The sequence below is a fragment of the Plantibacter sp. T3 genome (genome assembly GCF_902506515.1).
GTDB lineage: Bacteria > Actinomycetota > Actinomycetes > Actinomycetales > Microbacteriaceae > Plantibacter > Plantibacter auratus.
The window spans coordinates 3890264-3913491 of the sequence record NZ_LR733286.1 but is presented as its reverse complement, the minus strand read 5'-3'; the positions used below and the strand labels follow the sequence as shown (position 1 = coordinate 3913491).

Here is a 23228-nt window from a genome sequence, read left to right as displayed (position 1 = left end):
GCCGGAGGGTGATCACCCTCCGGCGCTTCCGCCTCGGCAGTGGAACCCCCTAGGGTTCACTCAGGGTCCAACGCCGTACTCGAAAGGCCAGCTATGTCAGGTTTCCTCAACTGGTTGGGCGGACTCCCACCGCTCGCCCAGATCCCGATCGTCGTCATCGCCTTCGGCGCGGTGGTGGCCCTCCTCCTCTTCTTCGTGGACATCGCGCCACGCAAGGGCACCCTCTACACGGTCATCCGTCTGGCGTTCTGCGTCCTGGTGCCCGTCATCGTCGTCCTCTTCTTCGGCTCGTTCCTGTGGGCCGCGGCCGTCGCAGCCGTCCTGGGTGGCGTGCTCTTCCTCCTCGACTACCGCTCCAAGAAGGGCGTCGGGTACCTCGTCCAGCTCGTCGGCTTCCTCGCACCGGCCTTCCTGCTGCTGCTGATCGGCCTGATCCTGCCGTCGATCAACACGACGATCGCCGCGTTCATGTCGGCGTCCGGCAAGAACTTCGTCGGGCTGAACAACTTCATCTGGCTGTTCACGCAGCCGAGCGCGATCCGCACCGTGATCAACACGATCATCTGGGTGCTCCTCGTCCCGGCGCTGTCGACGGCCTTCGGCCTCGCCTATGCGGTGTTCATCGACAAGTCCCGCGGTGAGAAGTACTTCAAGATCCTCGTCTTCATGCCGATGGCGATCTCCTTCGTCGGCGCATCCATCATCTGGCGCTTCATCTACGCCTACCGTGAGGCCGGCGCGACCCAGATCGGTCTGCTCAACCAGATCGTCGTGTGGTTCGGCGGCACCCCGGTGCAGTGGTTGCAGAACGAGCCGTGGAACACGCTGTTCCTCATCGTCGTGCTCATCTGGGTGCAGACCGGGTTCGCGATGGTCGTCCTGTCCGCCGCGATCAAGGGTGTCCCCACCGAGCAGATCGAGGCCGCCGAGCTCGACGGCACGAACGGCTGGCAGCGCTTCACCAACGTCATCGTCCCTGGCATCCGCTCCTCGCTGGTCGTCGTCGTCACGACGATCTCCATCGCGTCGCTGAAGGTCTTCGACATCGTCCGCACCATGACCGCCGGCAACAACGGCACCTCGGTCATCGCGAACGAGATGTACACCCAGTTCAAGAACTTCGAGAACGGCCGGAGTGCGGCGTTCGCCGTGATCCTGTTCATCCTCGTGCTGCCGATCGTCATCTACAACGCACGGCAGATCAAGAAGCAGAGGGAGATCCGATGAGTGCTGTGCAGCCGATCGAACTACCGATCGACGAGTCCACCAAGGACCAGCTCGCGAAGGGTGAGCGCGGCATCGAGGCTGCGAGCCGACGGACGAAGAAGCGGCTCACGAGCCGTGGCGCGACCATCGCGGCCGTCGTCATCGCCGTGCTGTGGACGATCCCGACCTTCGGTCTCTTCGTCTCCTCGTTCCGGCCTGAGCAGCAGGTGAAGACCACCGGTTGGTGGACGATCTTCTCCGACTTCCAGGTCACCATCGACAACTACGTGCAGGTGCTGCAGGCCGGCAACTCGACGCTGAACCTCGCGGGCTCGTGGGTCAACTCGATCGCCATCGCGGTCCCGGCGACCCTGATCCCGCTGGTGGTGGCGAGCCTCGCGGCGTACGCGTTCGCGTGGATCGACTTCCGCGGCAAGAACTTCCTGTTCATCCTCGTGTTCGCGCTGCAGGTGGTGCCGATCCAGATGGCGCTCGTCCCGCTGCTGTCGACGTTCTCCCGTGGCCTGAACATCTTCGGTCTGCAGGTCGGCGAGGGACTGGACGCGAGCGGCACCTTCGCCCAGGTGTGGATCGCGCACACCATGTTCGCGCTGCCGCTGGCGATCTTCCTGCTGCACAACTTCGTCGCGGAGATCCCCGGTGAGGTCATCGAAGCGGCACGCGTCGACGGCGCGGGTCACGGTCAGATCTTCTTCCGGATCGTGCTGCCCCTGACCATGCCCGCCATCGCGTCGTTCGCGATCTTCCAGTTCCTGTGGGTGTGGAACGACCTGCTGGTCGCGCTCATCTTCGCGGACGGCGAGGTCGCACCGATCACGAAGCTGCTGGCGGAGATCACGGGTACGCGTGGCAACGAGTGGCACCTGCTCACGGCCGGCGCGTTCATCTCGATCCTCGTCCCGCTCGTCGTGTTCTTCGCGCTGCAGCGGTACTTCGTCCGCGGGCTCCTGGCCGGTTCGACGAAGGGCTGACCCGACGCCGCGGTTCGATCCTCCGATCGACAGCGTCGTCGGTGCGCGAACGCCCCGGGAGCTCACGCCCCCGGGGCGTCCGTGCGTCTGCGGGTCGTTCGTTCTCCTGGTCCCGATGGTCCTTTCTCAGGAGAGTTGTGGTGCGTCGTGCCCGAGTACACCCGGCGTGCCGGGGGAGTCCTGAGAAAGGGACGGAGGCGAATTCCGGCGGACGAATGACGGGGATGGTCCTTTCTCAGGAGAGTTGTGGTGCGTCGTGCCCGAGTACACCCGGCGTGCCGGGGGAGTCCTGAGAAAGGGACGGAGTGCAGGCTGGCAGGTGCGAGGGTGATCGGATCCGCTCAGCGGGGCCTTGGGCGGCCCCGCGCGAGCGCTGCGCGGACCGCTCCGATGACCGCGTACCAGTCGTCCATCACCATGCGATACGTGAAGCGGAGAGAGCGATAGCCGAGGATCGCCAACTGGGCGTCGCGCCAGCGATCCTGTTCATGGGCGTCCGGGGTGTCGTGGAACGCACGTCCATCCCACTCCACCACCAACCAATCGTCGATCAGCTCGTCGACGCGTCCGACGCCCGGGATCTCGACCTGATGTCGACCGACGATCCCAGCGCGTTCGAGCCGGATGCGACCGATGCTCTCGAGGAAACTCTCGCATCCCGACTCCAGCCGAGGGAGTCTGCGCCTGCGTGCGTGCGGGAGCTCGTCCAGCCACGCGTGGAGCGCCCGCCCGCGGTGGGGTTCTCGGCGCAGGACGGAGTCCAAGATCGCGCCGGCGACGTCAGGGTGCTGGCAGGTGACGATCTGACGAACGGCCGACTCGCGGCTCACCACGAGGAGCGGCGCGATCGAATCGCCCCGAGGGACCACTGGTTGATCGTCGTCCCAGTGCAGGACCGCGTCGTCCCGGTCCTGCGCGGGCGGATGGCACCGGCGGTCGCCAGCATCGCGGAGGCGCCCCGCGTTCGACGGGACAGCGACGTGTATGCGCTGGTCTTCCGGTGTGGCCCAGCCGAACCAGGCGGCCGCCGAGATGCACGCGAGTCTCCCGCCGACCCGAACGGCTTGGACGATCTCCGGGGGCGCACCGGGGTCCGCGTACCAGCCTCGTTTCACCCTGATCAGCTCGGCCATCTCGACCGCGAGTCGGAGCGACCGTTTGGAATGACCGCGAGCCCGAAGCTGGTGCACCGTGGCGACACCGTACGCCGGGCGGAAGGCGTAGGTTCCTCCTGTCATCGGTCGATCGTCCACCCGGTGTCGCCGGACCGCCGAGCCACGCTGCTGATTTGGGGATGATCCGCCCCGCAGTGGACCTGGGGAGCGGACTCGCGGCGGTGACCCTTTCTCAGGACAGTTGCGGCGGGTCGGAGAGCGGGCGAGGTGACGCGCCAGCGGACTCCTGAGAAAGGACACGGAGCGGGAAGCAGACGGGGACGGGGACAAGGGCGGGGAGGACGGTGGGCGGGGATAGGGTGGCGGGATGAGCATGCACGGCGGACGGGGCGGGCCACGCGGCGGTGCACCCGGGGGCGGCGGGCCTCGAGCGGGCAGCCGCGTCAGCGGTGGCGACATGGCGGCGCAGAAGGCGCTCAACGCCGAGGCGCCGAGGATCCCGAACCTCGGCAAGCGCATCGTCGCACTGTTCGTGCCGTTCCGCGCGAAGATCATCCTCACGATGGTGCTCGTCGTCATCGGTGCCGCCCTCGCGGTGCTCCCTCCGCTGCTGGTCAAGCAGGCGTTCGACGTCGGCCTGTTCCCGACCGACGGTGGCCGCCCGAACCTCGTCGCCCTCGCGGAGATCGTCGGCGTGATGGTGGCGCTGTTCATCATCGCCGCCCTGCTCGGCGTCTGGCAGACCTATCTCACGGCGACCGTCGGCAACAGTGTCATGGGTGCCCTGCGCATCAAGCTGTTCTCGCAATTGCAGGCGATGGAACTGAGCTTCTTCACCCGCACGAAGACGGGCATCATCCAGTCGCGCCTCCAGAACGACGTCGGCGGCGTCGCGAACGTCCTCACCAACACCGTGTCGAGTGTGCTCGGCAACACCGTGACGGTCATCTCGGCGCTCGTCGCGATGCTCATCCTCAACTGGCAACTGACGATCGTCGCCCTCATCCTCATGCCGATCCTCGTGATCGCGCAGCGCCGCGTCGGTCAGGTCCGGGCACGGATCGCGACGAAGACCCAGGAGTCGCTGTCGGAGATGACCGCGATCACCCAGGAGGCCCTGAGCGTCTCCGGTGTGCTCCTCGCGAAGAGCTTCAACCGCCAGGACACCGAGGTCGAGCGCTACAGTGCCGAGAACCGCACCCAGATCCGCCTCCAGGTCAGCCAGGCGATGAGCGGCCAGTGGTTCTTCGCGATGGTGAACATCTTCCTGTCGTCCATCCCCGCGATCGTCTACCTGGTGGCCGGCTGGCTCATCACCGGTGGGGCGGTGGACGTCACCGCCGGCTCGATCGTGGCCTTCACCACCATCCAGGCCCGCCTGCTGTTCCCGCTCATGGGCGTCATGCGCGTCGCCCTCGACCTGCAGACCTCCGGCGCCCTCTTCGCGCGGATCTTCGAGTACCTCGACCTCAAGCCCGCGATCGCCGACCGCCCCGGCGCCACACCGCTGCCGAGCATCGCACCGCAGATCCGCTTCGACGACGTCACCTTCCGCTACGCCGACGCCCAGGACGACTCGACCCCCACCCTCGACGGCGTCTCCTTCACGATCGAACCCGGACAGTTCGCCGCGTTCGTCGGGCCCTCGGGAGCGGGCAAGACGACCATCTCCTACCTCATCCCGCGCTTCCAGGAGGTGTCGGGCGGCCGGGTCATGGTGGCGGGCGCCGACGTCCGCGACGTCACGCAGGAGTCCCTCGTCTCCCGCATCGGGATCGTCAGCCAGGAGACCTACCTCTTCCATGCGACGATCGCGGAGAACCTCCGCTACGCGAAGCCCGACGCGACCCTCGCCGAGCTCGAGACGGCCTGCCGCGCGGCGAACATCCACGAGACGATCGCTCGGTTCGAGGACGGCTACGACACGCTCGTCGGGGAACGCGGCTACCGCTTGTCCGGCGGCGAGAAGCAGCGCATCGCCATCGCGCGCGTACTGCTGAAGGACCCGGAGGTGCTCATCCTCGACGAGGCGACGAGCGCCCTCGACACGATCTCCGAACGGGTCGTCCAGGTCGCCCTCGATGACGCGACCCGCGGACGCACCACGGTGTCGATCGCCCACCGCCTGTCGACCATCGTGCATGCCGACGTCATCTTCGTCCTCGACCGCGGGCGCATCGTGGAGCGCGGCACCCACCAGGAACTGCTCGCCGCCGGCGGCGTGTACGCGACCCTCTACGCCCAGCAGGCCGTCACCGTCTGAGCGGTCCAGCCCATTGTGCGCGTGTGGCACGGGTGGCTAGAGTGAGCGCCATCGTGACCCCCGAAGGAGGGGGTGACCGTGCACCGCCGGATCGAGTAGGGGACTCGTCGATGACCGCAGCTGTGGACGCACCATCCGGACCCTCGCCAGACGGCGCCGCGCCGACGGGCCCGACAGACCCACTGATTCCACCGGCACCCTCCTCGGCCGCCAGGTCCCGAGGGCTCGGCCGCGGACGGTTCGGTCGCCCCGGCTTCAGCATCCAGTCGAAGCTGCTCGTCATGCTGCTGCTCGTCAGCGTAGGGGCGTCGATCGTCACCGGGATCGTCGGCTATCTGTCCGGCAGTGACTCGCTGCGCCAGGCGTCGTTCGAGCGGCTGACCGAGGTCCGGGAGTCCCGCGCCCGTGAGATCACGAACTACTACGACCAGACGCGCGACTCGCTCGTCGTCTACACCCGCGGCACCACGGTGGTCGACGCGATGAACGGCTTCCACGACGCCTTCCACGAGTTGGAGGAGCAGCCGGTGGACCCGGCGCGCGCGTCGACGGTGACGTCGTTCTACGAGGACACGTTCGCTCCGGAGCTCGCCGAACGCACCGGTGACGAGGCGGACCCGGCTGCGTTCATCCCGACGAACCCGGCCGAGACCTACCTGCAGTCGGTGTACACGCCGGGCGACCTCGACTACGACACCGCCATCACCGTCGACGATGCCGGTGACGGGAGCGCCTGGTCGTCCGTGCACGCGCAGTACCACGACTACTTCCGCGAGATCATCGACCGTTTCGGGTACGAGGACGCCCTGCTCATCGATGACGAGGGCGACGTCGTCTACAGCGCCTACAAGGGTCCGGACCTCGGTACGAACGTCCTCACCGGCCCCTACAAGGGCGGCGTGCTCGAGGACGGCTTCACCGCGGCGCTCCGGTCGAACGCGATCGACTACGTGGGCATCACCGACTTCGAGCGCTACCAGCCGTCGCTCAACGTCCCGACGCAGTGGATCTTCTCACCGGTCGGCGAGAACGGTCGGGTCGACGGGGTGATGGCGCTGCAGGTCCCGATCGAGGCGATCAACGACATCATGACCGGCTCCGGCCAGTGGGAGCAGGACGGCCTGGGGGAGACCGGTGAGACGTACCTGGCCGGGCCCGATCAACTCATGCGCTCGACCTCCCGTCTGCTGATCGAGGATCCGAAGGCGTACGAGCGGGCCGCGGTCGCCGCCGGCACACCGCCGGAGACCGCCGCGCGTGCCGTTGCCGTCGCGGGGACGATCCAGATCCAACCGACCCGCACCGTCTCGGTCGAGCGTGCGCTCGCGGGCGAGACCGGCACCACCATCGGGCGCGGCTACCTCGGTGAGGAGAACCTCACGGCGTACACCCCGGTCGACATCGACGGGCTCCAGTGGGTGCTCGTCGCCCGGGTCGACGCCGCCGAGGCCTTCGCGCCGGTGACCGACTTCACCCGCAACCTCGTCATCTCGGTGCTCGCGATCGTGGTCGTGGTGTCGTTGCTCTCCCTGCTCCTGGCGCAGGTGTTCGCCCGGCCGGTGCGGGCACTCGTCGGCGCGGTGCGGCGGGTGGCCGGTGGCGACTACAGCGTCGAGGTGCCGAACACCCGACGCGACGAGTTCGGTGACCTGGGCACGGCCTTCAACGACATGAGTCGCAGCCTGAGACTCAAGCAGGAGCTCATCGAGGAGCAGCGAGCGGAGAACGAGAAGCTGCTGCTCACCCTCATGCCGGCGTCGGTCGCCAAGCGCTACAAGGACGGTGAGGAGACGATCTCCGAGGTCCACCAGGACGTGTCCGTCATCTTCGCCGACCTCGTCGGGTTCGACGACCTGACCCGCGGCCTCGATCCGGAGCGGGAGCTGTCGATGCTCAACGCGCTGGTCCGCAGCTTCGACGAGGCGGCCGAGCGGCTCGGGATCGAGCAGGTGCGGACGCTGCGTGAGGGGTATCTCGCGAGCTGCGGACTGATCGTCCCACGCGTCGACAACGTGCGTCGGACCCTCGACTTCGCGCTCGAGATGCGCACGATCGTCGAACGCTTCAACGCGCAGCACCAGGCGAACCTCACCCTGCGGGTCGGCGTGGACGCCGGTGTCGTGACGAGCGGCCTCGTCGGCCGGACGAGCCTCGCCTACGACATGTGGGGTGACGCGGTCAGTCTCGCCAACCAGGTGCAGTCGGTCTCCGGGACGGCCGGCATCTTCGTCAGTCAGCGGGTGCGTGACCGCATGCAGGACACCGTCGCGTTCGAGGCCGCCGGCACCGTGGAGACGCGCGGCGGTCCGCAGGCCGTCTGGCAGGTCGTCTCGGGGCCGAAGTCATGACGCAGGTGTGGCAGGAGGCGTGGTTCCCCTGGGCCGTCGCGCTGGCCGTCGGCGTCCCCGTGCTGCTCATCGTCCTGACCGAGGTGCTCGGTGCGCTCAACCGCCGGAAGCACGCTGCGGCGAAACCGATCCGTCTGCTGCGCAACTACGTGGTGCCGGTCGGCGCGGTGTTCGCGCTCCTCGTGTTCGCCACGGCGCGGGCGGACGACAGCACCTGGGTGCGGATCGTCGGCACCCTCCTCGGGTTCCTCGTGATCCTGCTCATCCTCTCCGCCTTCAACGTCGCCCTGTTCGCGAACGCCGAGGAGGGGTCGTGGCGCGACCGGATCCCGTCGATCTTCGTGGACCTCGCCCGGCTGGCCCTCATCCTCATCAGCCTCGCGATCCTGTTCTCCTGGGTGTGGGGAGCCGACATCGGTGGCCTCGTCACCGCGCTCGGCGTGACGTCGATCGTGATCGGCCTCGCCCTGCAGAACGCGGTCGGCGGGGTCATCTCGGGACTGCTGCTGCTGTTCGAGCAGCCGTTCCGTCTCGGCGACTGGCTCGACACGGGAAGCGTTCGCGGTCGCGTGGTCGAGGTGAACTGGCGTGCGGTCCACCTCGACACCGGCAACGGCATCCAGATCGTGCCGAACTCCTCGCTCGCGGGGGCGTCGTTCACGAACCTCAGCCAACCGGTCGGTGCGTACACCGCGAGCGTCGAGGTGACCTTCTCGACCGATGACCCGCCGGACGACGTGCTCCGGCTGCTCCGCGAGGTCGGATCGGGCCTGCCGATGCTCGAGCCGGGGGACGTGGTGTCCGCGTCCTACCTCGGCGCAGCGCGGTTCTCCGTCACCCTGCCCGTGTCCGGGCCTTCCACCGCCGACGCCGCCGTCGCCCTGTTCCGCGCCTGGCTCTGGTACGCCTCGCGGCGCCGCGGTCTCGCGCTCGACGGCGACGGCTCCGACCCGGTCGCGACGCCGGAGCGCTTGCGGAGTGCCATCGCCGAATTGGCGCCGACCCTCCACGCGCGGGAGGAGGACTACGACGAGCTCGCCCGGACGTGCACACTCGAGCGGTACGGGCCGGGGGAGACCATCCAGCAGGCGGGCACGATCCCCGGCGCGATGCGGTTCCTCGTCGAGGGTGGCGTCCATCTCGCCGTGCCGACGACGGACGGGCTCATCACCTTCCAACGACTCGGCGTCGGCGACTTCATCGGCCAGACGGCGCTGACGAGGGAGGTCGCCATGGCCGTCGCGATCGCCGACGGCACGACCCTGGTCCTGCGGATGCCGCTGTCCACCATCGACCAGCTCGTTCGCAGTAAGCCCCGCCTGGCTCAGGAGATCGGTGCCTCGATCGACAACAAGCACCGGCAGGCACAGGCGGCGCTCGCCGAGGCGGGGATCGTCCGCGGTACGATCGGCCGGTAGCCAGCAGCCGTCCCCAGCCGAGCGAGGAACCGATGCCGAACCCCGATGGACCGTCCGGGTCGCAGCCGTCGCCTGTCGGCGATTCCGTGACCGAGCGGATCCGCAACGCGATCTACGACGGGACGCTCGCCTCGGGCGAGCTGCTCATCGAGGAGGAGCTCCGGGAGTGGCTCGGCGCGCCGACGGACGCGATCGTCGGAGCACTCCGGGAACTCGAACGCGTCGGACTGGTCGAGACGGCACCGCAGCGGCACACCCGGGTCGCGCAGCCACGGGCCGAGGACCGGACAGCCGTGCTGCAGACCCTCGGAGCGCTCGTCAGCGGCGTCGTCCGGGTCACCGTCCCGACCTTGACCGCGGGGCAGCGGGCTGAGCTCATGGCGTTCGTCGAGCACACGATGACCACGGTGACGGCGGAGGACGCGGATGCGCACGGACGCTGCGTCTGGGGGCTCGTGGACCGGTTCCTGAAGCACTGCGAGAACCCGGTCCTCGTCTCCGCGACGAAGGACGTGATCGGCGCCCTGATCTACCGTGTCTCGGCCACGCGCTCCGCGGCGACGGTGGACTGGTCGGATCTGCGCGTCGGGTACCCGCACCTCCGCTCCGCGATCGCCTCGGGCGACGCCGTCGGCGCGGAGCTCGCGATCGAGCACGTCTTCCGGCTCCAGGTCCCGCTCCACGACCTGGAGGTGCACTGAGCGACGGCGACATGCTGACCTCGGGGCTGTCGCCGGTGGGACGCGGGGCAATAGTCTGCTGATGGCGCGGTGCTCGCCAGAGCTCCGCGTCCACGTCGTCACCTCGAGCGAGAAGAGCCCAGATGTCCTCCCCGGAAGTCCCACCCTCCGTCGAACCGACCACCGCGTCGCAACTCCTCGCAGAGCTGGCCGGCACCTTCCTGCTGGTCTTCGGTCTCGTCGGGACGGCGACCTTCTCCGCGTTCTTCGGCGAGGAGACCTCCAACCCCCTCGGCGTCGGTTTCCTCGGGGTGGCGATCGCCCTCGGCCTCTCGGTGACCATCGCCGCCTACGCGTTCGGCCCTATCTCCGGCGGGCACTTCAACCCGGCGGTGACGCTCGGGCTGGCCGCCGCCGGTCGGTTCCCCTGGCGTGCGACGTGGACGTTCATCCTCGCGCAGCTCGTCGGAGCGTTCCTCGGTGCGCTCGCGGTGTTCGGCCTCGCGGCCGGCGGCCCGGCAGGATTCCTCGACAAGGCCGTCGCGGGCGGCTTCGTCTCGAACGGGTTCGGCGAGCTCTCGCCCGGCGGATTCGGACTCGTCTCGGCGATCGTGATCGAGGTCGTCATCACCGCACTCTTCCTCTACGTCATCCTCGGCGTCACGCACACGCGGGCCGCCGCGGGCTTCGCGCCGATCGCCATCGGCGGCACGCTCACGCTGTTCCTGTTGATCGCGATCCCGATCGACAACGGCTCGATCAACCCGGCGCGCTCCATCGCGACCGCCATCTTCGGCGGGGGCGACTGGCTCGCGCAGGTCTGGGTGTTCATCGTGTTCCCGATCATCGGCGCACTGATCGCCGGATTCAGCTACCGGATCCTGTTCGAGGGGACCCGCCCGGTGGGTTCCCGGCCGGTCGCGAACCGCGGCTGAGTCGTACGAGCGTCGCCCGCACCCCGTCCGCCCTGGTGGACGGGGTGCGTCGTTTCGGGCCGGCACCCCGCGAACGCGGGCAACCCGCATTGGGGGACGCGCTTTCCACGGGCACCGAGCATGCTTGAGGTTCGAGCGCCGGAACCTTGGAGGGGCGATGACGATGACCGAACGCGACGCCCCCACGACCGCGTGGGTTGGTCCGCTGCAGGACGGCGGCAGCATGCCCGATGCGCCGCTCCCTCCGGACGTCGCCTGGGAGCTCCTCCGGGAGGCGCTCGTCGAGGACTTCATCGACGACCTCCCGCGTCCGGTCCGGACGGCGGAACTCGCCGCGCGGCTCCATGTGAGCCGAGCGTCCCTCATGACGAACATCCGTCGTGGCAATGTGGTCGCGAACCGTCGCGCCGGCCGCTGGGAGATCGACACCGTCGCGAGCCGCACCTATCTGCGGTCGGCCATCCTCAGCCTGGGTGAACGTCGTCGTGCGCTGAGCGGTGTCGATGAAGACCGCTCCGCGACCGTGCAACTGACGCTCAGCGGACGCGCGTCAGAAGTCCTCTCGGACCTCATGCAGGACACGCACCTGTCCGCTCCCGAACTCGTGGCCATCGCGCTCGACCGGTTCCGGAGCAATCCCGTGGACGCCGGCGTCGACGGGCACTGATCGACCCGGAATGACGATCGAGCGCTGACCGGCACAGACGTGAACGGCCGGGCGCCCATCGGGACCCGGCCGTCACGCGTGTCGAGCCGGGGACTACTCGTTGCCGACGGCCTTGTCCGCCGCGTCGCGGGCGCCGTCGATCTGCTCGTCGAACTTGCCGCCGGTGACCTTCTTGGCCGCGTCGGCCACGCTGCCGAGGAGCTTGTCGCTGATGTCCTCGGCCTGTTCGCTCTTCAGCGCGTCCTTGACCTTGTTGTCCTTCAGGAATTCCTGAGCCTTCTTGGTGATGTCGTCGAGTGCCATTCGTCGCTCCTGTTCATCGGGCCCGTTCGGGCGTCGGGATCATTCTTCGCCGTCAGCCGGTGTTCTGGCTAGCCCCTTGTCGGAGCCCGCCCGTCGCCCGGGCGGTCGACAGGAGGGGTCAGCCGGCGAGGTCGACCGGCCCGCCCCGGTCGTCGAGCATGCGGGTCATGAGCTCGATCTCCGCCTGCTGGCTGGCGATGACCGCGCGCGTGAAGGCCAGCGCGGTCGCGTTCGTGGTCCGCGGCTGCAGCGCCTCGGCCATCTCGACCGCGCCCTGGTGGTGGGCGATCATCAGCGTGAGGAAGACCCGCTCCGCCTGGAGTCCGGACGCCGCCGTCAGCTGGTCGATCTGGGCAGGGGTGGCGAGGCCCGGCATCGGGTCGCCCGGGGTGTGGGTGGACCCCGGGGTCGCCGTGTCACCGCCGTGCGCATGGCCGCTCGCGCCCGTGAGTGTGGGGAGTGTCATCCACGTCATGTCCGGCTGCCGTGAACCCTGCGGCAGGTTCCACTGGACGAGCCAGTCGTACAGCTGGCCCGACTGCTGCGCCTGGGTGGTGGCGATGTCGTAAGCGAGGGTGCGCACGTCGACCGCGTCCGTCCGGTCGCGGATGATCATGGCGAGCTCCACGCCCTGGTTGTGGTGCACCTGCATGTCGCGCGAGAAGCCCGCTTCGGCACTCGTCGTGGTGGGTGTCGGGTCGGCGAGCGTGCTGAGTCGACCGACCGAGAAGCCGATCGCCGCGGCGACCATGATCGCGATGACGGCCATCGCGGCGATGACGATGCGCGTCCGGCTGGAACCGTCGGGGGAGCCTTGCGCCTCCCAGGCGGCGAGTTCCTCGTCGGTCACGCCGCCGTCGGCCGGTTCACCGGTCGCCGGTGCGTCGGGTGTGCTCGCCGGGGTCAACGGATCAGACCTTGCCGGGACCGTCGATCGCGCCGGTGCAGGCCGCGCCGGGTTCCGGGACGTTGTTGCTCTTCCAGAACTCCTCGAAGAAGTCGGCGATGCGCGCGTCACTCGCGTTGTTGACCTGCAGCTGGGAGTTCCAGCCGCTCAGCACGATCGGCGAGGGGAGGTCGGACTTCGGCGACAGGACGACGTACGTGGTGGGGAGCAGCTCCTTGAGCTTCGTGAGCTCCGCGTCGCTGAGGGACGGGTCGTAGGTGACCCAGATCGCGCCGTGCTCGAGGGAGTGGACCGCGTTCTCGTTGGTCTGCTCCTCGGTGTAGATGCCGCAGTTCAGCCAGTACTGGTTGTGCGGGCCACCGGCCGGCGGGTTCTGCGGGTAGTCGACCGTGCCCTCGACGTGCTCCGAGGTGTTCTGGAACAGCTCCACGCCCGCGATGTCTTGGCCGGTGCCGGTGCCACCGCCGGGGTAGCTGGCGTTCTTCGGCAGGGTGAGGACGACGCTCGTGATGAGGACCGCGATGACGGCCACACCGCCCACGACACCGGCCCAGATCCCGATGCGGCGGTTGCGGTTCTTCCGCTTCTGCGCCTGCTTGAACGCGGCTACCTTGGCCTGACGCTGGGCTTCGCGCTCCTGCTTCACGCTCTGCTGCTTGACGGCGGGCGGGACGGGGGTGTTCTTGGGGCGATCTGCTGCAGGGGTCACGGGGGCCTCTCGAAAAAGTTGTATGCGTAACTATCGAACCAGATGTGCTTCCGAGGGCCGTTCCGGCGCCTGACGATGCGCAGTCGATTCTCAGGCTCATCCAAGCAGACAGCCGGTGAATCCAAGAGTTAGACTCGTCTAACAAATGTAGCTCGGTCTTGCTAACATGGCCGATGTGACCAGTGACCTCGCCGCTCCGACGACCCGCGCGCCCCGCGGACCACGACTCCTGTTCCTCCTCGGGCCCGCCTTCGTGGCGGCGATCGCCTACGTCGATCCCGGGAACGTCGCGGCCAACCTCACGGCGGGAGCCCAGTACGGCTACCTGCTCGTCTGGGTGCTCGTCGCCGCGAACGCGATGGCCGTGCTCGTTCAATACCTCTCCGCCAAGCTCGGCCTCGTCACCGGGCAGAGCCTGCCCGAGCTGCTCGGCTCGCGACTGCGCACCGGCCCGCGTCGGCTCTACTGGGTGCAGGCGGAGCTCGTCGCCGCCGCGACCGACCTCGCCGAGGTGATCGGCGGCGCCGTGGCGCTTTACCTGCTCTTCGGGATCCCACTCGTGCTCGGCGGCGTCATCGTCGGGGTCTTCTCGATCGTGCTCCTCGCCGTGCAGAACTGGTACGGCCAGCGGCACTTCGAGTTCGCGATCCTGACGCTCCTCGCCGTCATCGCCGTCGGCTTCCTCGCCGGCCTGTTCGTCAGTCCCGTCGACTGGGGTGCCGCGGCCGGTGGCCTGGTGCCGCGGTTCGAGGGCACGGCGACGGTCCTGCTCGCCGCGAGCATGCTCGGCGCGACGGTCATGCCGCACGCGATCTACCTCCACTCCTCGCTCAGTCGGGACCGGCACGGCGTCCAGACGAGCGACGGTGCCATCCGTCGGCTCATCGTGGCGACCCGCTGGGACGTCGCGGCGGCACTCGTCCTCGCCGGAGCGGTGAACATCGCGATGCTGCTGCTCGCGGCCGCGTCGCTCGGCGGTGTCGAGGGGACGGACTCGATCGAGGGGGCGCACGCGGCGATCACCGCTGCGCTCGGGTCGGTCATCGGCGTGATCTTCGCCATCGGCCTGCTGGCCTCGGGGCTCGCCTCGACCTCGGTGGGCGCCTACGCGGGAGCGGCGATCATGGGCGGGCTCCTCAAGGTGCGCATCCCGTTGCTCGCCCGACGCGTGATCACCCTGATCCCGGCACTCGTCATCCTGGCTGCGGGCATCGACCCGACCACCGCGCTCGTGCTCAGCCAGGTGTTCCTCAGCCTCGGCATCCCCTTCGCGCTCATCCCGCTCGTGCGCTACACGGGCGACCGGCGGATCATGGGTGTCCACGTCGACCGGCTCGCCACCCGCGTATTCGCCTGGATCGTGGTCGCGCTCATCGTCACGCTGAACGTCGCGCTCATCGTGCTGACGTTCTTCGGGTGATCAGCCCGGCGGTTCGCTCGCCGGAACATCGGCGGACGGAGATGCCGGCGATCAGGCGACGACCGTCACCCAGACGGCGTCGGCGGCGAGGCGACCGAGCGTGAGGCGGGTGCCGGTGGCGGTGAGCCGGAGTTCCAGTTCGCCCGCGAACGCCCGGTGGTCGTCCACGCTGAGTTCGGTGTCGAGGACGATGCCGAGGGTGCTCAGATGGCGGAGGGTCTCCGGGTCGGCGTCCGAGATGCGGCACACCGTCAGTGGGCTGTCCGACGGAGCCTCGTTCAACCGGACCGCGTCCGGGCGGTGCGGCGTGCCGTCGGCAGAGGGGATCGGGTCGCCGTGCGGATCGCGGATCGGGTGGCCGAGCGCGGCGTCGATGCGCTCGATCATCGTGTCGCTCGCCGCGTGCTCGAGGATCTCCGCCTCGTCGTGGACCTCGTCCCAGCCGTAGCCGAGCATCTCGACGAGGAAGGTCTCGATGAGCCGGTGCCGCCGCACCATCGCGACCGCGTGCGCCTGCCCGGCGGGGGTGAGCTCGATGCTGCCGTAGGGCTCGTGCACGACGAGTCCCTGGGCGGCGAGTCGCTTCACGGCGTCGGAGGCGGTCGCGGGACGGACACCCATGCGATCCGCGAGCAGCTTGACGGTGGCCGACTCGTCGGCCCACTCGGAGGTCGTCCAGATCGTCTTGAGGTAGTCCTGGGAGACGGCGGAGAGGCCGGAGACGGTCATGCCTCCAGTCTAGGGAGCGCGGTGCGCGTCCATCATGCGGCCGTCGGCAGGCCACCGGGTGTTCACGCCCGCCTGGCAGAATGGGCACCGGCACCCCCGAACAGGGCACCCGACTGCTACGGTCGAGTCCTCGCACCCGCGAACACCGATCCATCCGACGAGAAGGGCCACGCGATGTCCCAGGCGCTGCGCACCTCGACCACACGGCTCGGATCCGGCGCGCGTGCCACGCTCGAACTCGTCGCCGCGGCCATGGCGGGCGAAGGCCACCTGGAGGCACCCGAGGCGGACGGGACACCCCGTCGTCGCCCGGTCGAGCTCGCGCTGCGTCGGCTCCCGGCGCTCGTCGCGGTGCTGCTGCTCGCCGCGGTCGTGCTCACGGCCATCGGTGTCCTCATGGTGCTGACCCTCGCCGTCCGGCTGGTGTCCTCGGCTGTCTCGGCACTCGGTCCGCGGCAGCGACTCGTCGCGATCCACTGACGTCGGATCGGCCCCGTCATCCGGCTGCGTTCCCTGCACTCGCCGGGTAGGGTGGTCTGCATGCGTCTCCGCCTGTCGTGTTCCTGCTGTCCCCGCTGAACCGTCCCTGCCCGGGATGCCGCCTCAGCCGCCCCAGCCATCCGGTGACGCACGCGAGAGTCGTGCGGTGACGCACCACAGGAACAGATTGCAGACATGAACTACGCAGACTCCGTCCTCGATCTCATCGGGAACACGCCCCTCGTCAAGCTCAACCGGGTCACCGAGGGCATCGCGGCCACCGTGCTCGTCAAGGTCGAGTACCTCAACCCGGGCGGCTCCTCGAAGGACCGGATCGCGACGCGCATCATCGACGCCGCCGAGGCGTCGGGCGACCTCAAGCCGGGCGGCACGATCGTCGAGCCCACCTCCGGCAACACCGGTGTCGGCCTCGCCCTCGTCGCCCAGCAGCGCGGGTACCGCTGCGTGTTCGTCCTGCCCGACAAGGTCGGCGAGGACAAGCGGAACGTGCTCACCGCCTACGGTGCGGAGATCGTCGTCACGCCCACCTCCGTCGCTCCCGACAGCCCCGACTCCTACTACAGCGTGTCCGACCGCCTCACCGCCGAGATCCCGGGGGCGTTCAAGCCCAACCAGTACGCGAACCCGAACGGGCCGCGCAGTCACTACGAGTCGACCGGTCCCGAGATCTGGCGCGACACCGAGGGCGAGATCACCCACTTCGTCGCGGGCGTCGGCACCGGAGGAACCATCTCCGGGACGGGCAAGTACCTCAAGGAGGTCTCCGAGGGCGGCGTGCGCATCATCGGCGCAGACCCGGAGGGCTCGGTCTACTCGGGCGGCACCGGTCGCCCGTACCTCGTCGAGGGTGTCGGCGAGGACTTCTGGCCGACCGCATACGACCCCTCCATCCCCGACGAGATCATCGCCGTCACCGACGCCGAGTCGTTCGCGATGACGCGTCGCCTCGCCCGTGAGGAGGGACTGCTCGTGGGCGGCTCCAGCGGCATGGCGGTCCAGGCCGCTCTCGTCGCGGCGCGCGACCTCCCGGCGTCGGCCGTGGTCGTCGTCCTCCTGCCCGACGGCGGGCGCGGCTACCTCGGCAAGATCTTCAACGACTCCTGGCTGCAGTCCTACGGCTTCAGCGAGGTCGCCGACGACCGCACGGTGGGCGACATCCTCCGTGGCAAGGGCTCGGAGATGCCGGACCTCGTGCACGTGCACCCGAGCGACACCGTCCGCGACGTCGTCGACATCATGACCGAGTACGGCGTCTCGCAGCTCCCGGTGCTGAGCGCCGAGCCGCCCGTGGTGATGGGCGAGGTCGTCGGTGCGATCGACGAGGCCAGCCTCATGGACGCCGTCTTCAGCGGCGCGGCCAAGATGAACGACGCCGCGAGCGCGTTCGTCGGCGACCCGCTGCCGCTCATCGGTCTCGGTGAGTCCATCCCGGCGGCGCGCGCGGCACTCGGTTCCGCCCCGGCGTTCCTCGTCACCGACGGTGGCAAGCCGATCGGCGTCATCACGCGGCACGACCTCCTCACCTACCTGGCGGGTTGAGCGTGGGCGGCATGCAGGTCGTGTGGGCGGAGTCCGGGCGATGTCCCGACCACGCCCGACCCCGGTGACCGGGCCAGTCCGACCGGTCGCCCACCCCGACACCTCCCCGAATCCTGAACCGAAAGAGTCACCCATGAGCAAGCACGACCACGGCTTCGCCACCCGCAGCATCCACGCCGGACAGGAGTTCGACCCCACCACCGGGGCGATCATCCCGCCGATCTACCAGACGTCGACCTTCGTCCAGGACGGCGTCGGCGGGCTCCGCGGCGGCTACGAGTACAGCCGCTCCGCCAACCCGACCCGCACGGCGCTCGAGACGCAGCTCGCCGCGCTCGAGGGTGCGAAGCACGGCTTCTCCTTCGCCTCCGGCCTCGCCGCCGAGGACGCGCTCATCCGCACGGCCCTCCGCCCCGGCGACCACATCGTCATCGGCAACGACGTCTACGGCGGTACTTACCGGCTGATCAACCGGGTGCACGGCGCCTGGGGCATCGAGCACACGGTCGTGGACCTCGGCGACCTCGCGGCCGTCGAAGCGGCGATCATCCCGGGCCGCACGAAGCTGCTGTGGGTCGAGACGCCGAGCAACCCGCTCATGAAGATCAGCGACATCGCGGCACTCGCGGCCCTCGCGCACCGCCACGAGGTGCTCTCCGTCGTGGACAACACCTTCGCCTCGCCGGCGCTGCAGCAGCCGCTCTCGCTCGGGGCCGACATCGTCGTGCACTCGACGACCAAGTACCTCGGCGGTCACTCCGACGTCCTCGGTGGCGCCGTCATCATGAACGACGACGAGCTCGCCGAGCAGCTCGGCTTCGTGCAGTTCGCCGCCGGCGCGGTCTCGGCCCCGCTCGACGCGTGGCTCACGACCCGCGGCATCAAGACCCTCGCGGTGCGCATGCGCCAGCACAGCGCGAACGCGCAGGCGATCGCAGAGTTCCTCGACGGCCACGCCGCCGTCGAGCGCGTCTACTACCCGGGCCTCGAGAGCCACCCCGGTCACGAGCTCGCCGCCCGCCAGATGTCCGGGTTCGGCGGCATGCTGTCGCTCGCGCTCGTCGGTGGCCCGGCTGCAGCCACGCGCCTCGTCGAGAAGACGAAACTCTTCGCGCTCGCCGAGTCGCTCGGCGGCGTCGAGTCGCTCATCGGCCTGCCGGCGCAGATGACGCACGCCTCGGTGAAGGGCACGGAGCTGGCGGTCCCCGAGAACGTCGTCCGGCTGTCGGTCGGCATCGAGGACGTCGCCGACCTCATCGCCGACCTCGACCGCGCGCTCGCGAAGGTCCTGAAGGCGAGCGCCAAGCACTAGCGGGCGGTCCCGGCTCGTTCGCAATTCAGGAAGGCTGCGGCGCGTCCTGCGCCGAACCCGTCGATCGGCGACGGCGCGCCGGGCACGTCCTGAATGGTGAACGGGCAGGGGTTCGTCAGCGCTTGACCTCAAGTCACGTTGAGGTTCTAGGCTCGGATCGTGACCACAGCGACGACCCCCGAGCCCGTGACCGGAGCCGACACGACGCCCCGCGACCGTGGGATCTTCAGCCGCCGGTTCGTCCTCGTCACCATCGGTGCGTGCGCGCTCGTGTTCCTCGGCGCCTTCGAGTCCCTCGCCGTCACGACGATCATGCCGCTCGTGAGCGGGGAACTCGGCGGCGAGCAGCTCTACGCGCTCGCCTTCGCCGGCCCGCTCGCGGTCAGTGTCATCGGCATGGTCGCCGCGGGCTCGGTCGCCGACCGCATCGGTCCGGTCCAGCCGCTGCTCGCGTCAGTCGTCCTGTTCCTCATCGGTCTCCTCCTGGCCGGAACCGCGACCACCATGTGGGCCGTCGTCGCCGGACGCCTCGTCCAGAGCCTCGGTTCGGGAGCGATGACCGTCGCCCTGTACGTCCTCGTCGCCCGCATCTACCCACCGGCCCTGCACCCGCGGATCTTCGCAGGGTTCGCGGCCGCCTGGGTGGTCCCCTCCCTGATCGGGCCGTTCCTCGCCGGGGTGGTCGCCGAGCGGTTCAGCTGGCACTGGGTCTTCCTCGGGGTCGTCGGCCTCGTGGTCGTCGCGACGCTCCTCCTCCTGCCGGCCCTCCGGATGCTGCGCGCCTCCGCAACCGAACGCGCGGAGCGGCAGGCCGCCGAGGAGGAGTCGGCGAAGGAGAGCGGCGAGGTGGCCACCGTCGCGCGCACGGGCGCGGAGCTGCGTCGACTCGGGTGGGCGGTGCTCGTCGCGGCGGCGGTCCTCGCGGTCAACCTCTCGACGGAGTTCTCGGGATGGACCGCCTGGGCGCTCCCGGTCGTCGGTGCCGTGGTCGCGATCCTCGCCCTCCGCCCCCTGATTCCGCTCGGCACGCTCACCGCACGCCGCGGGCTCCCGACGGTCATCCTGGTGCGCGGACTGACCTCCGCCGCGTTCTTCGGCGCCGAGGTGTACGTGCCGTACCTGCTGACCCGCGAGCACGGGCTCACGCCGGCGCTCGCCGGACTCGCGCTCACCGGTGGGGCGATCGCGTGGTCGCTGTCGTCCTGGTTGCAGGGGCGCCTCGGGGACCGGCTGTCGAATGCGAACGCCGTGCAGATCGGGTCGTCACTCGTCACGGTCGCCGTCGCGATCGCCCTGTCGGCCGCCCTCGTCGGCCTGCCGCCGGTGGTGCCGATCGTCGCCTGGGTGGTGAGCGGCGGCGGCATGGGCCTCATGTTCCCGCGCCTCAGCGTCATGACGCTCGCCTACTCCGACGAGCGCTCGCAGGGGTTCAACAGCGCGGCGATGTCGATCGGCGACGCGATCGGCGGTGCTCTCGCCCTCGCGGCGACCGGGCTGGCGTTCACGGCACTCGACGGCTCCCGTATGTTCGCCGGGCTGGGCTGGATCGCTCCCGGCGGGGTCGCGTTCGCCGGATGCTTCGCGATCGCCCTGGTCGCCGGTGTCGTGGCGGTCGTCGTCGCGCGTCGGGTGAGCCGACCAGCGGAGCCAGGCGCGACCGGGTGAGCCGAGACGCCGTCGCCTGGGTAGTGCTGCGGTGCGTGGGGGGTAGCGTCGCCCACGCATCGCTGCAGTGTCCAGGCGGCGTCGGCTCCGTCACACCGTGCGCACCCGGGTCGGGCCCTCATCGCTCGATCCGGCGCAGCAGCCACGCGCGGAACCGACCTCACTCAGGTGCCCGCGTGCACGAGGGGTGCGGAAGCCGCGTACCCTTGATGCGTACGTCTCGGCTCGTCCCCCCAGTGACCCGCTCCTCGTGTCTCGGAGCCGGACTGCAGAAGGACTCTCTTGAGCGACGAATGCAAACACGGTTTCGACAACGGACTCTGCGCGACCTGCTTCCCGCCGCCGCCCCGCGAGGTGCCGGTCGCTGAACCACCCGCTCCCAAGGTCCGTCGGTCGACGGTCGCTCCCTCGCTCCGCGAGCCGGCCCCGACCCGCGTGCGGACCGCGGCCACCACGAAGACGGTGACGAAGGCGGCGGCAGCGCTGCCCGTGGTGCGCGTCGGCGAGCAGCGGCTGTACCACGTCACCCACATCCGCAACCTCGAGCGCATCCTCGAGACCGGTAGCATCCTGCCGGTGGCGTCACCGGCGCTCCCCGACGGGCCGGTCGTCGACATCGCCGCCGCGAGCCACCGCGAGGCGCGACGCACGATGGTGCTCGCCGGCACCGACGACCTCACGCCCGCCGACTTCGTCCCGTTCTTCCTGACCCCGGACGCCGACCTCTGGGCGGGCATCCGCGCGGGCGAGCACGACGTCCGTCTGTCCGCCGAGGCGTTCGCGTCATCGGTCAACGACTACGTCGTGCTCGTCACCACGATCGACGGCGCAGCCGTACACCCGGGCGAGTTCGACGCCGACACCGGCCGGCCCTCCCGCGCGCGGGTCGTGGTCGCCGACGGTGACGCCTCCCACGTGCTCACGAGCATCGGCGCGAACGCGATGACCGCCGACCGCATGGTGCAGCGCTTCGCGACCGACGAGGACCCCGCGGCCCTCCGACGCGCGGAGGTGCTCGTCGCCGACGCCGTGCCGTTCGACCGCGTCACCGTGATCGGTGTCGCGACGGTCAACGTCCGTGAGCACGTCAAGCGACTCGTCGCCGGCGCCGGCCACCGCACCAAGGTCGCCGCCTACACGCCGTGGTTCCAGGAGCACGTCGCCGAGTAGCAGCTGTCTCGCGTTCACAACTCCTGCTGGACGGCACCGGAACCCGGCTGCCGGCGCGGTGTCAGGCGGCCTTGCCGCCCTCAGCAGGAGTTGTGCGCGGGAACGAGTGCGCACCTCGGCTGTGTGGAGGTGAACGCGTCCCCTTCCGAGGACACCAGGCTCAGGGCGTGCTGCTGTCCGCAACTCCTGCTGCATGGCCCCAGGGCCACTGAGCCGGACGCTGCACACCCCGATCGGGGCGAGCTGCAGGAGTTGTGCCCCGGTGAACGCCCCGGGGGAGGAGACGGACTGGCGAGTCAGGCGCGCGGCGGCGTGCTCTCGCGGAGGAGGACCGTCGCGCCGACGGGCTCCGTCGTCGTGCTGTCCGTCGCCGGGTCGAGCGCCAGCCGCACGGCGTGCTCACCGACCGCCTCGAGCGGCACGGCGACCGTGGTGAGCGCCGGGGTGACGTCGCGGGAGGTCGCGATGTCGTCGTAGCCGGCGACCGCGAGGTCCTCGGGAAGGCGGAGTCCGGCCGCGCGGAACGCCGACATCGCCCCGATCGCCATCACATCGTTGACGGCGAAGACCAGGTCGACGTCGTCGAGTCCCAGCTGCAGGAGTTCGGCGGCACCCTGGCGCCCGCCGTCGCGGGTGAACTCGGCCCGGACGATCCTCGACGGATGGATCGCGATGCCGTGCTCGGCCAAACCCTCCGCGAACCCGCTCACCCGCTCGCGGGAGGTCAGCAGGCGGTCGTCTCCGGCGATGACGGCGAAGCGGCGGTACCCGGCACCGACGAGTTCCCGGGCCAGCTCGCGGGCACCGGTCGCGTTGCCGAGCTGCACCGTGGCGAACGGGAGCGTCCGCTGCGAGACGAGGACGACGCGTCCGCCCGTCGACTCGTAGGCCGCGAGCTCATCCGACAGCCGGTGCTCCGACGCGACCCCGTCCCAGCGACTGCCCGTCAGGATGATGGCGCGTGGCCGCTGCCCGCGGAGCACCCGCACGAGTTCGAGTTCACGCTCGTGGTCGCGGTGCGTGACGGCCATGGTCGTGGCGATGCGCTGCTCGTCGGCCGCGCGGATGGCCCCGGCCGCGATGGACGAGAAGTACGGGTCGGCGATGTCGCTCACGAGGAGCGAGATCGTCGACGACAGGCCCTTCGCGACCGCCTGGGCCGACAGGTTCGGCGTGTAGTTCAGCCGGAGCGCGGCGTCGAGGACCCGCCGACGGAACGTCTCGTTGACCGTCCGGGTGCTCCCGTTGAGCGCGCGCGACGCGGTGGCGAGGGAGACCCCCGCCTCACGGGCGACGTCGTGCAGCGTCGGTGGGACCGGCGTCGCCCGGTGCTCGTCGACCGACATGGC

General features: G+C 69.7%; 20 protein-coding genes. 14 read left to right on the top strand and 6 right to left on the bottom strand.

All coding sequences use genetic code 11. From position 1 onward, the window contains the following. Positions 1 to 93 precede the first annotated feature (93 nt). Complete coding sequence (locus GV015_RS18310; protein WP_079706729.1) at positions 94 to 1227, top strand: carbohydrate ABC transporter permease; 1134 nt, start codon at positions 94 to 96, stop codon at positions 1225 to 1227. Beyond that, positions 1224 to 2198 carry a carbohydrate ABC transporter permease gene (locus GV015_RS18305; protein ID WP_079706730.1) on the top strand — a complete coding sequence of 325 codons (975 nt, stop codon included), beginning with the start codon at positions 1224 to 1226 and terminating at the stop codon, positions 2196 to 2198. The genes GV015_RS18310 and GV015_RS18305 overlap by 4 nt, the downstream gene beginning before the upstream one ends. A 341-nt stretch (positions 2199 to 2539) precedes the next feature. On the opposite strand, the gene GV015_RS18300 is transcribed toward GV015_RS18305, so the two are convergent. Further along, a complete protein-coding gene (locus tag GV015_RS18300) occupies positions 2540 to 3436 on the bottom strand; it encodes a DUF559 domain-containing protein (RefSeq protein ID WP_159879890.1) in 897 nt (298 codons plus the stop codon). A 250-nt stretch (positions 3437 to 3686) separates the two neighbouring features. Between GV015_RS18300 and GV015_RS18295 the strand changes: the two genes are divergently transcribed. The 6 genes from GV015_RS18295 to GV015_RS18270 all read left to right on the top strand — a co-directional run bounded on the left by GV015_RS18295 (position 3687) and on the right by GV015_RS18270 (position 11624). Then, complete coding sequence (locus GV015_RS18295) at positions 3687 to 5576, top strand: ABC transporter ATP-binding protein (RefSeq protein WP_159880401.1); 1890 nt, start codon at positions 3687 to 3689, stop codon at positions 5574 to 5576. A 110-nt stretch (positions 5577 to 5686) separates the two neighbouring features. Then, positions 5687 to 7924 carry an adenylate/guanylate cyclase domain-containing protein gene (locus tag GV015_RS18290; RefSeq protein WP_201299410.1) on the top strand — a complete coding sequence of 746 codons (2238 nt, stop codon included), beginning with the start codon at positions 5687 to 5689 and terminating at the stop codon, positions 7922 to 7924. Then, positions 7921 to 9342, top strand: a complete 1422-nt coding sequence (locus GV015_RS18285) for a mechanosensitive ion channel domain-containing protein (RefSeq protein ID WP_159879889.1) — start codon at positions 7921 to 7923, stop codon at positions 9340 to 9342. The genes GV015_RS18290 and GV015_RS18285 overlap by 4 nt, the downstream gene beginning before the upstream one ends. Positions 9343 to 9428: 86 nt before the next feature. Further along, positions 9429 to 10043: a GntR family transcriptional regulator gene (locus GV015_RS18280; protein WP_159879888.1), complete on the top strand. Its 615-nt coding sequence runs from the start codon at positions 9429 to 9431 to the stop codon at positions 10041 to 10043. Positions 10044 to 10165: 122 nt separating this feature from the next. Continuing rightward, positions 10166 to 10957: an aquaporin gene (locus GV015_RS18275; protein WP_159879887.1), complete on the top strand. Its 792-nt coding sequence runs from the start codon at positions 10166 to 10168 to the stop codon at positions 10955 to 10957. A gap of 157 nt (positions 10958 to 11114) precedes the next feature. Then, entirely contained in the window at positions 11115 to 11624 is a 510-nt protein-coding gene (locus GV015_RS18270) for a hypothetical protein (protein ID WP_079706735.1), read from the top strand. 93 nt (positions 11625 to 11717) lie between these two features. Here GV015_RS18270 and GV015_RS18265 read toward each other — a convergent pair whose 3' ends face one another. From GV015_RS18265 to GV015_RS18255, 3 genes are all read right to left on the bottom strand, one after another. Further along, positions 11718 to 11927, bottom strand: a complete 210-nt coding sequence (locus GV015_RS18265) for an antitoxin (protein WP_079706736.1) — start codon at positions 11925 to 11927, stop codon at positions 11718 to 11720. Positions 11928 to 12045: 118 nt separating this feature from the next. Beyond that, entirely contained in the window at positions 12046 to 12834 is a 789-nt protein-coding gene (locus GV015_RS18260; RefSeq protein WP_236555538.1) for a DUF305 domain-containing protein, read from the bottom strand. Between the two features lie 4 nt (positions 12835 to 12838). After that, the gene (locus GV015_RS18255; RefSeq protein ID WP_124767330.1) at positions 12839 to 13543 is read right to left on the bottom strand and encodes a DUF3105 domain-containing protein; all 705 of its coding nucleotides are present in this window, start codon (positions 13541 to 13543) and stop codon (positions 12839 to 12841) included. Between the two features lie 166 nt (positions 13544 to 13709). On the opposite strand from GV015_RS18255, the gene GV015_RS18250 reads away from it, so the two are divergent. After that, positions 13710 to 14963 (top strand): Nramp family divalent metal transporter, encoded by a 1254-nt coding sequence (locus GV015_RS18250; protein ID WP_159879886.1) that lies wholly within the window; start codon positions 13710 to 13712, stop codon positions 14961 to 14963. Between the two features lie 51 nt (positions 14964 to 15014). Here the strand turns inward: GV015_RS18250 and GV015_RS18245 are convergent, their stop codons facing one another. Next, positions 15015 to 15692: a metal-dependent transcriptional regulator gene (locus GV015_RS18245; RefSeq protein WP_079706739.1), complete on the bottom strand. Its 678-nt coding sequence runs from the start codon at positions 15690 to 15692 to the stop codon at positions 15015 to 15017. Between the two features lie 174 nt (positions 15693 to 15866). Between GV015_RS18245 and GV015_RS18240 the strand changes: the two genes are divergently transcribed. The 5 genes from GV015_RS18240 (at position 15867) to GV015_RS18220 (ending at position 21879) form a co-directional block, all read left to right on the top strand. Next, entirely contained in the window at positions 15867 to 16172 is a 306-nt protein-coding gene (locus GV015_RS18240) for a hypothetical protein (protein ID WP_159879885.1), read from the top strand. 195 nt (positions 16173 to 16367) lie between these two features. Beyond that, entirely contained in the window at positions 16368 to 17732 is a 1365-nt protein-coding gene (locus tag GV015_RS18235) for a cystathionine beta-synthase (protein ID WP_064295706.1), read from the top strand. A 133-nt stretch (positions 17733 to 17865) separates the two neighbouring features. Next, complete coding sequence (locus GV015_RS18230; RefSeq protein WP_137243873.1) at positions 17866 to 19044, top strand: cystathionine gamma-synthase; 1179 nt, start codon at positions 17866 to 17868, stop codon at positions 19042 to 19044. Positions 19045 to 19203: 159 nt separating this feature from the next. Next, a complete protein-coding gene (locus GV015_RS18225; RefSeq protein ID WP_236555537.1) occupies positions 19204 to 20709 on the top strand; it encodes an MFS transporter in 1506 nt (501 codons plus the stop codon). A 282-nt stretch (positions 20710 to 20991) separates the two neighbouring features. Next, on the top strand, positions 20992 to 21879 hold the full coding sequence (locus tag GV015_RS18220) for a DarT ssDNA thymidine ADP-ribosyltransferase family protein (RefSeq protein WP_085512710.1): 888 nt from the start codon (positions 20992 to 20994) through the stop codon (positions 21877 to 21879). 296 nt (positions 21880 to 22175) lie between these two features. Here the strand turns inward: GV015_RS18220 and GV015_RS18215 are convergent, their stop codons facing one another. Further along, positions 22176 to 23225, bottom strand: coding sequence for a LacI family DNA-binding transcriptional regulator (locus GV015_RS18215; protein ID WP_085512707.1), 1050 nt, complete (start codon positions 23223 to 23225; stop codon positions 22176 to 22178). Positions 23226 to 23228 lie beyond the last annotated feature (3 nt).

Bases quoted from the DNA above. Each gene is read 5' to 3' on its own strand.
- GV015_RS18230 (WP_137243873.1), top strand. From the start codon at position 17,866: ATGAGCAAGCACGACCACGGCTTCGCCACCCGCAGCATCCACGCCGGA.
- GV015_RS18310 (WP_079706729.1), top strand. From the start codon at position 94: ATGTCAGGTTTCCTCAACTGGTTGGGCGGACTCCCACCGCTCGCCCAG.
- GV015_RS18240 (WP_159879885.1), top strand. From the start codon at position 15,867: ATGTCCCAGGCGCTGCGCACCTCGACCACACGGCTCGGATCCGGCGCG.
- GV015_RS18275 (WP_159879887.1), top strand. From the start codon at position 10,166: ATGTCCTCCCCGGAAGTCCCACCCTCCGTCGAACCGACCACCGCGTCG.
- GV015_RS18295 (WP_159880401.1), top strand. From the start codon at position 3,687: ATGCACGGCGGACGGGGCGGGCCACGCGGCGGTGCACCCGGGGGCGGC.
- GV015_RS18215 (WP_085512707.1), bottom strand. From the start codon at position 23,225: ATGTCGGTCGACGAGCACCGGGCGACGCCGGTCCCACCGACGCTGCAC.
- GV015_RS18285 (WP_159879889.1), top strand. From the start codon at position 7,921: ATGACGCAGGTGTGGCAGGAGGCGTGGTTCCCCTGGGCCGTCGCGCTG.
- GV015_RS18245 (WP_079706739.1), bottom strand. From the start codon at position 15,692: ATGACCGTCTCCGGCCTCTCCGCCGTCTCCCAGGACTACCTCAAGACG.
- GV015_RS18250 (WP_159879886.1), top strand. From the start codon at position 13,710: ATGGCCGATGTGACCAGTGACCTCGCCGCTCCGACGACCCGCGCGCCC.
- GV015_RS18305 (WP_079706730.1), top strand. From the start codon at position 1,224: ATGAGTGCTGTGCAGCCGATCGAACTACCGATCGACGAGTCCACCAAG.
- GV015_RS18265 (WP_079706736.1), bottom strand. From the start codon at position 11,927: ATGGCACTCGACGACATCACCAAGAAGGCTCAGGAATTCCTGAAGGAC.
- GV015_RS18300 (WP_159879890.1), bottom strand. From the start codon at position 3,436: ATGACAGGAGGAACCTACGCCTTCCGCCCGGCGTACGGTGTCGCCACG.
- GV015_RS18290 (WP_201299410.1), top strand. From the start codon at position 5,687: ATGACCGCAGCTGTGGACGCACCATCCGGACCCTCGCCAGACGGCGCC.
- GV015_RS18270 (WP_079706735.1), top strand. From the start codon at position 11,115: ATGACGATGACCGAACGCGACGCCCCCACGACCGCGTGGGTTGGTCCG.
- GV015_RS18235 (WP_064295706.1), top strand. From the start codon at position 16,368: ATGAACTACGCAGACTCCGTCCTCGATCTCATCGGGAACACGCCCCTC.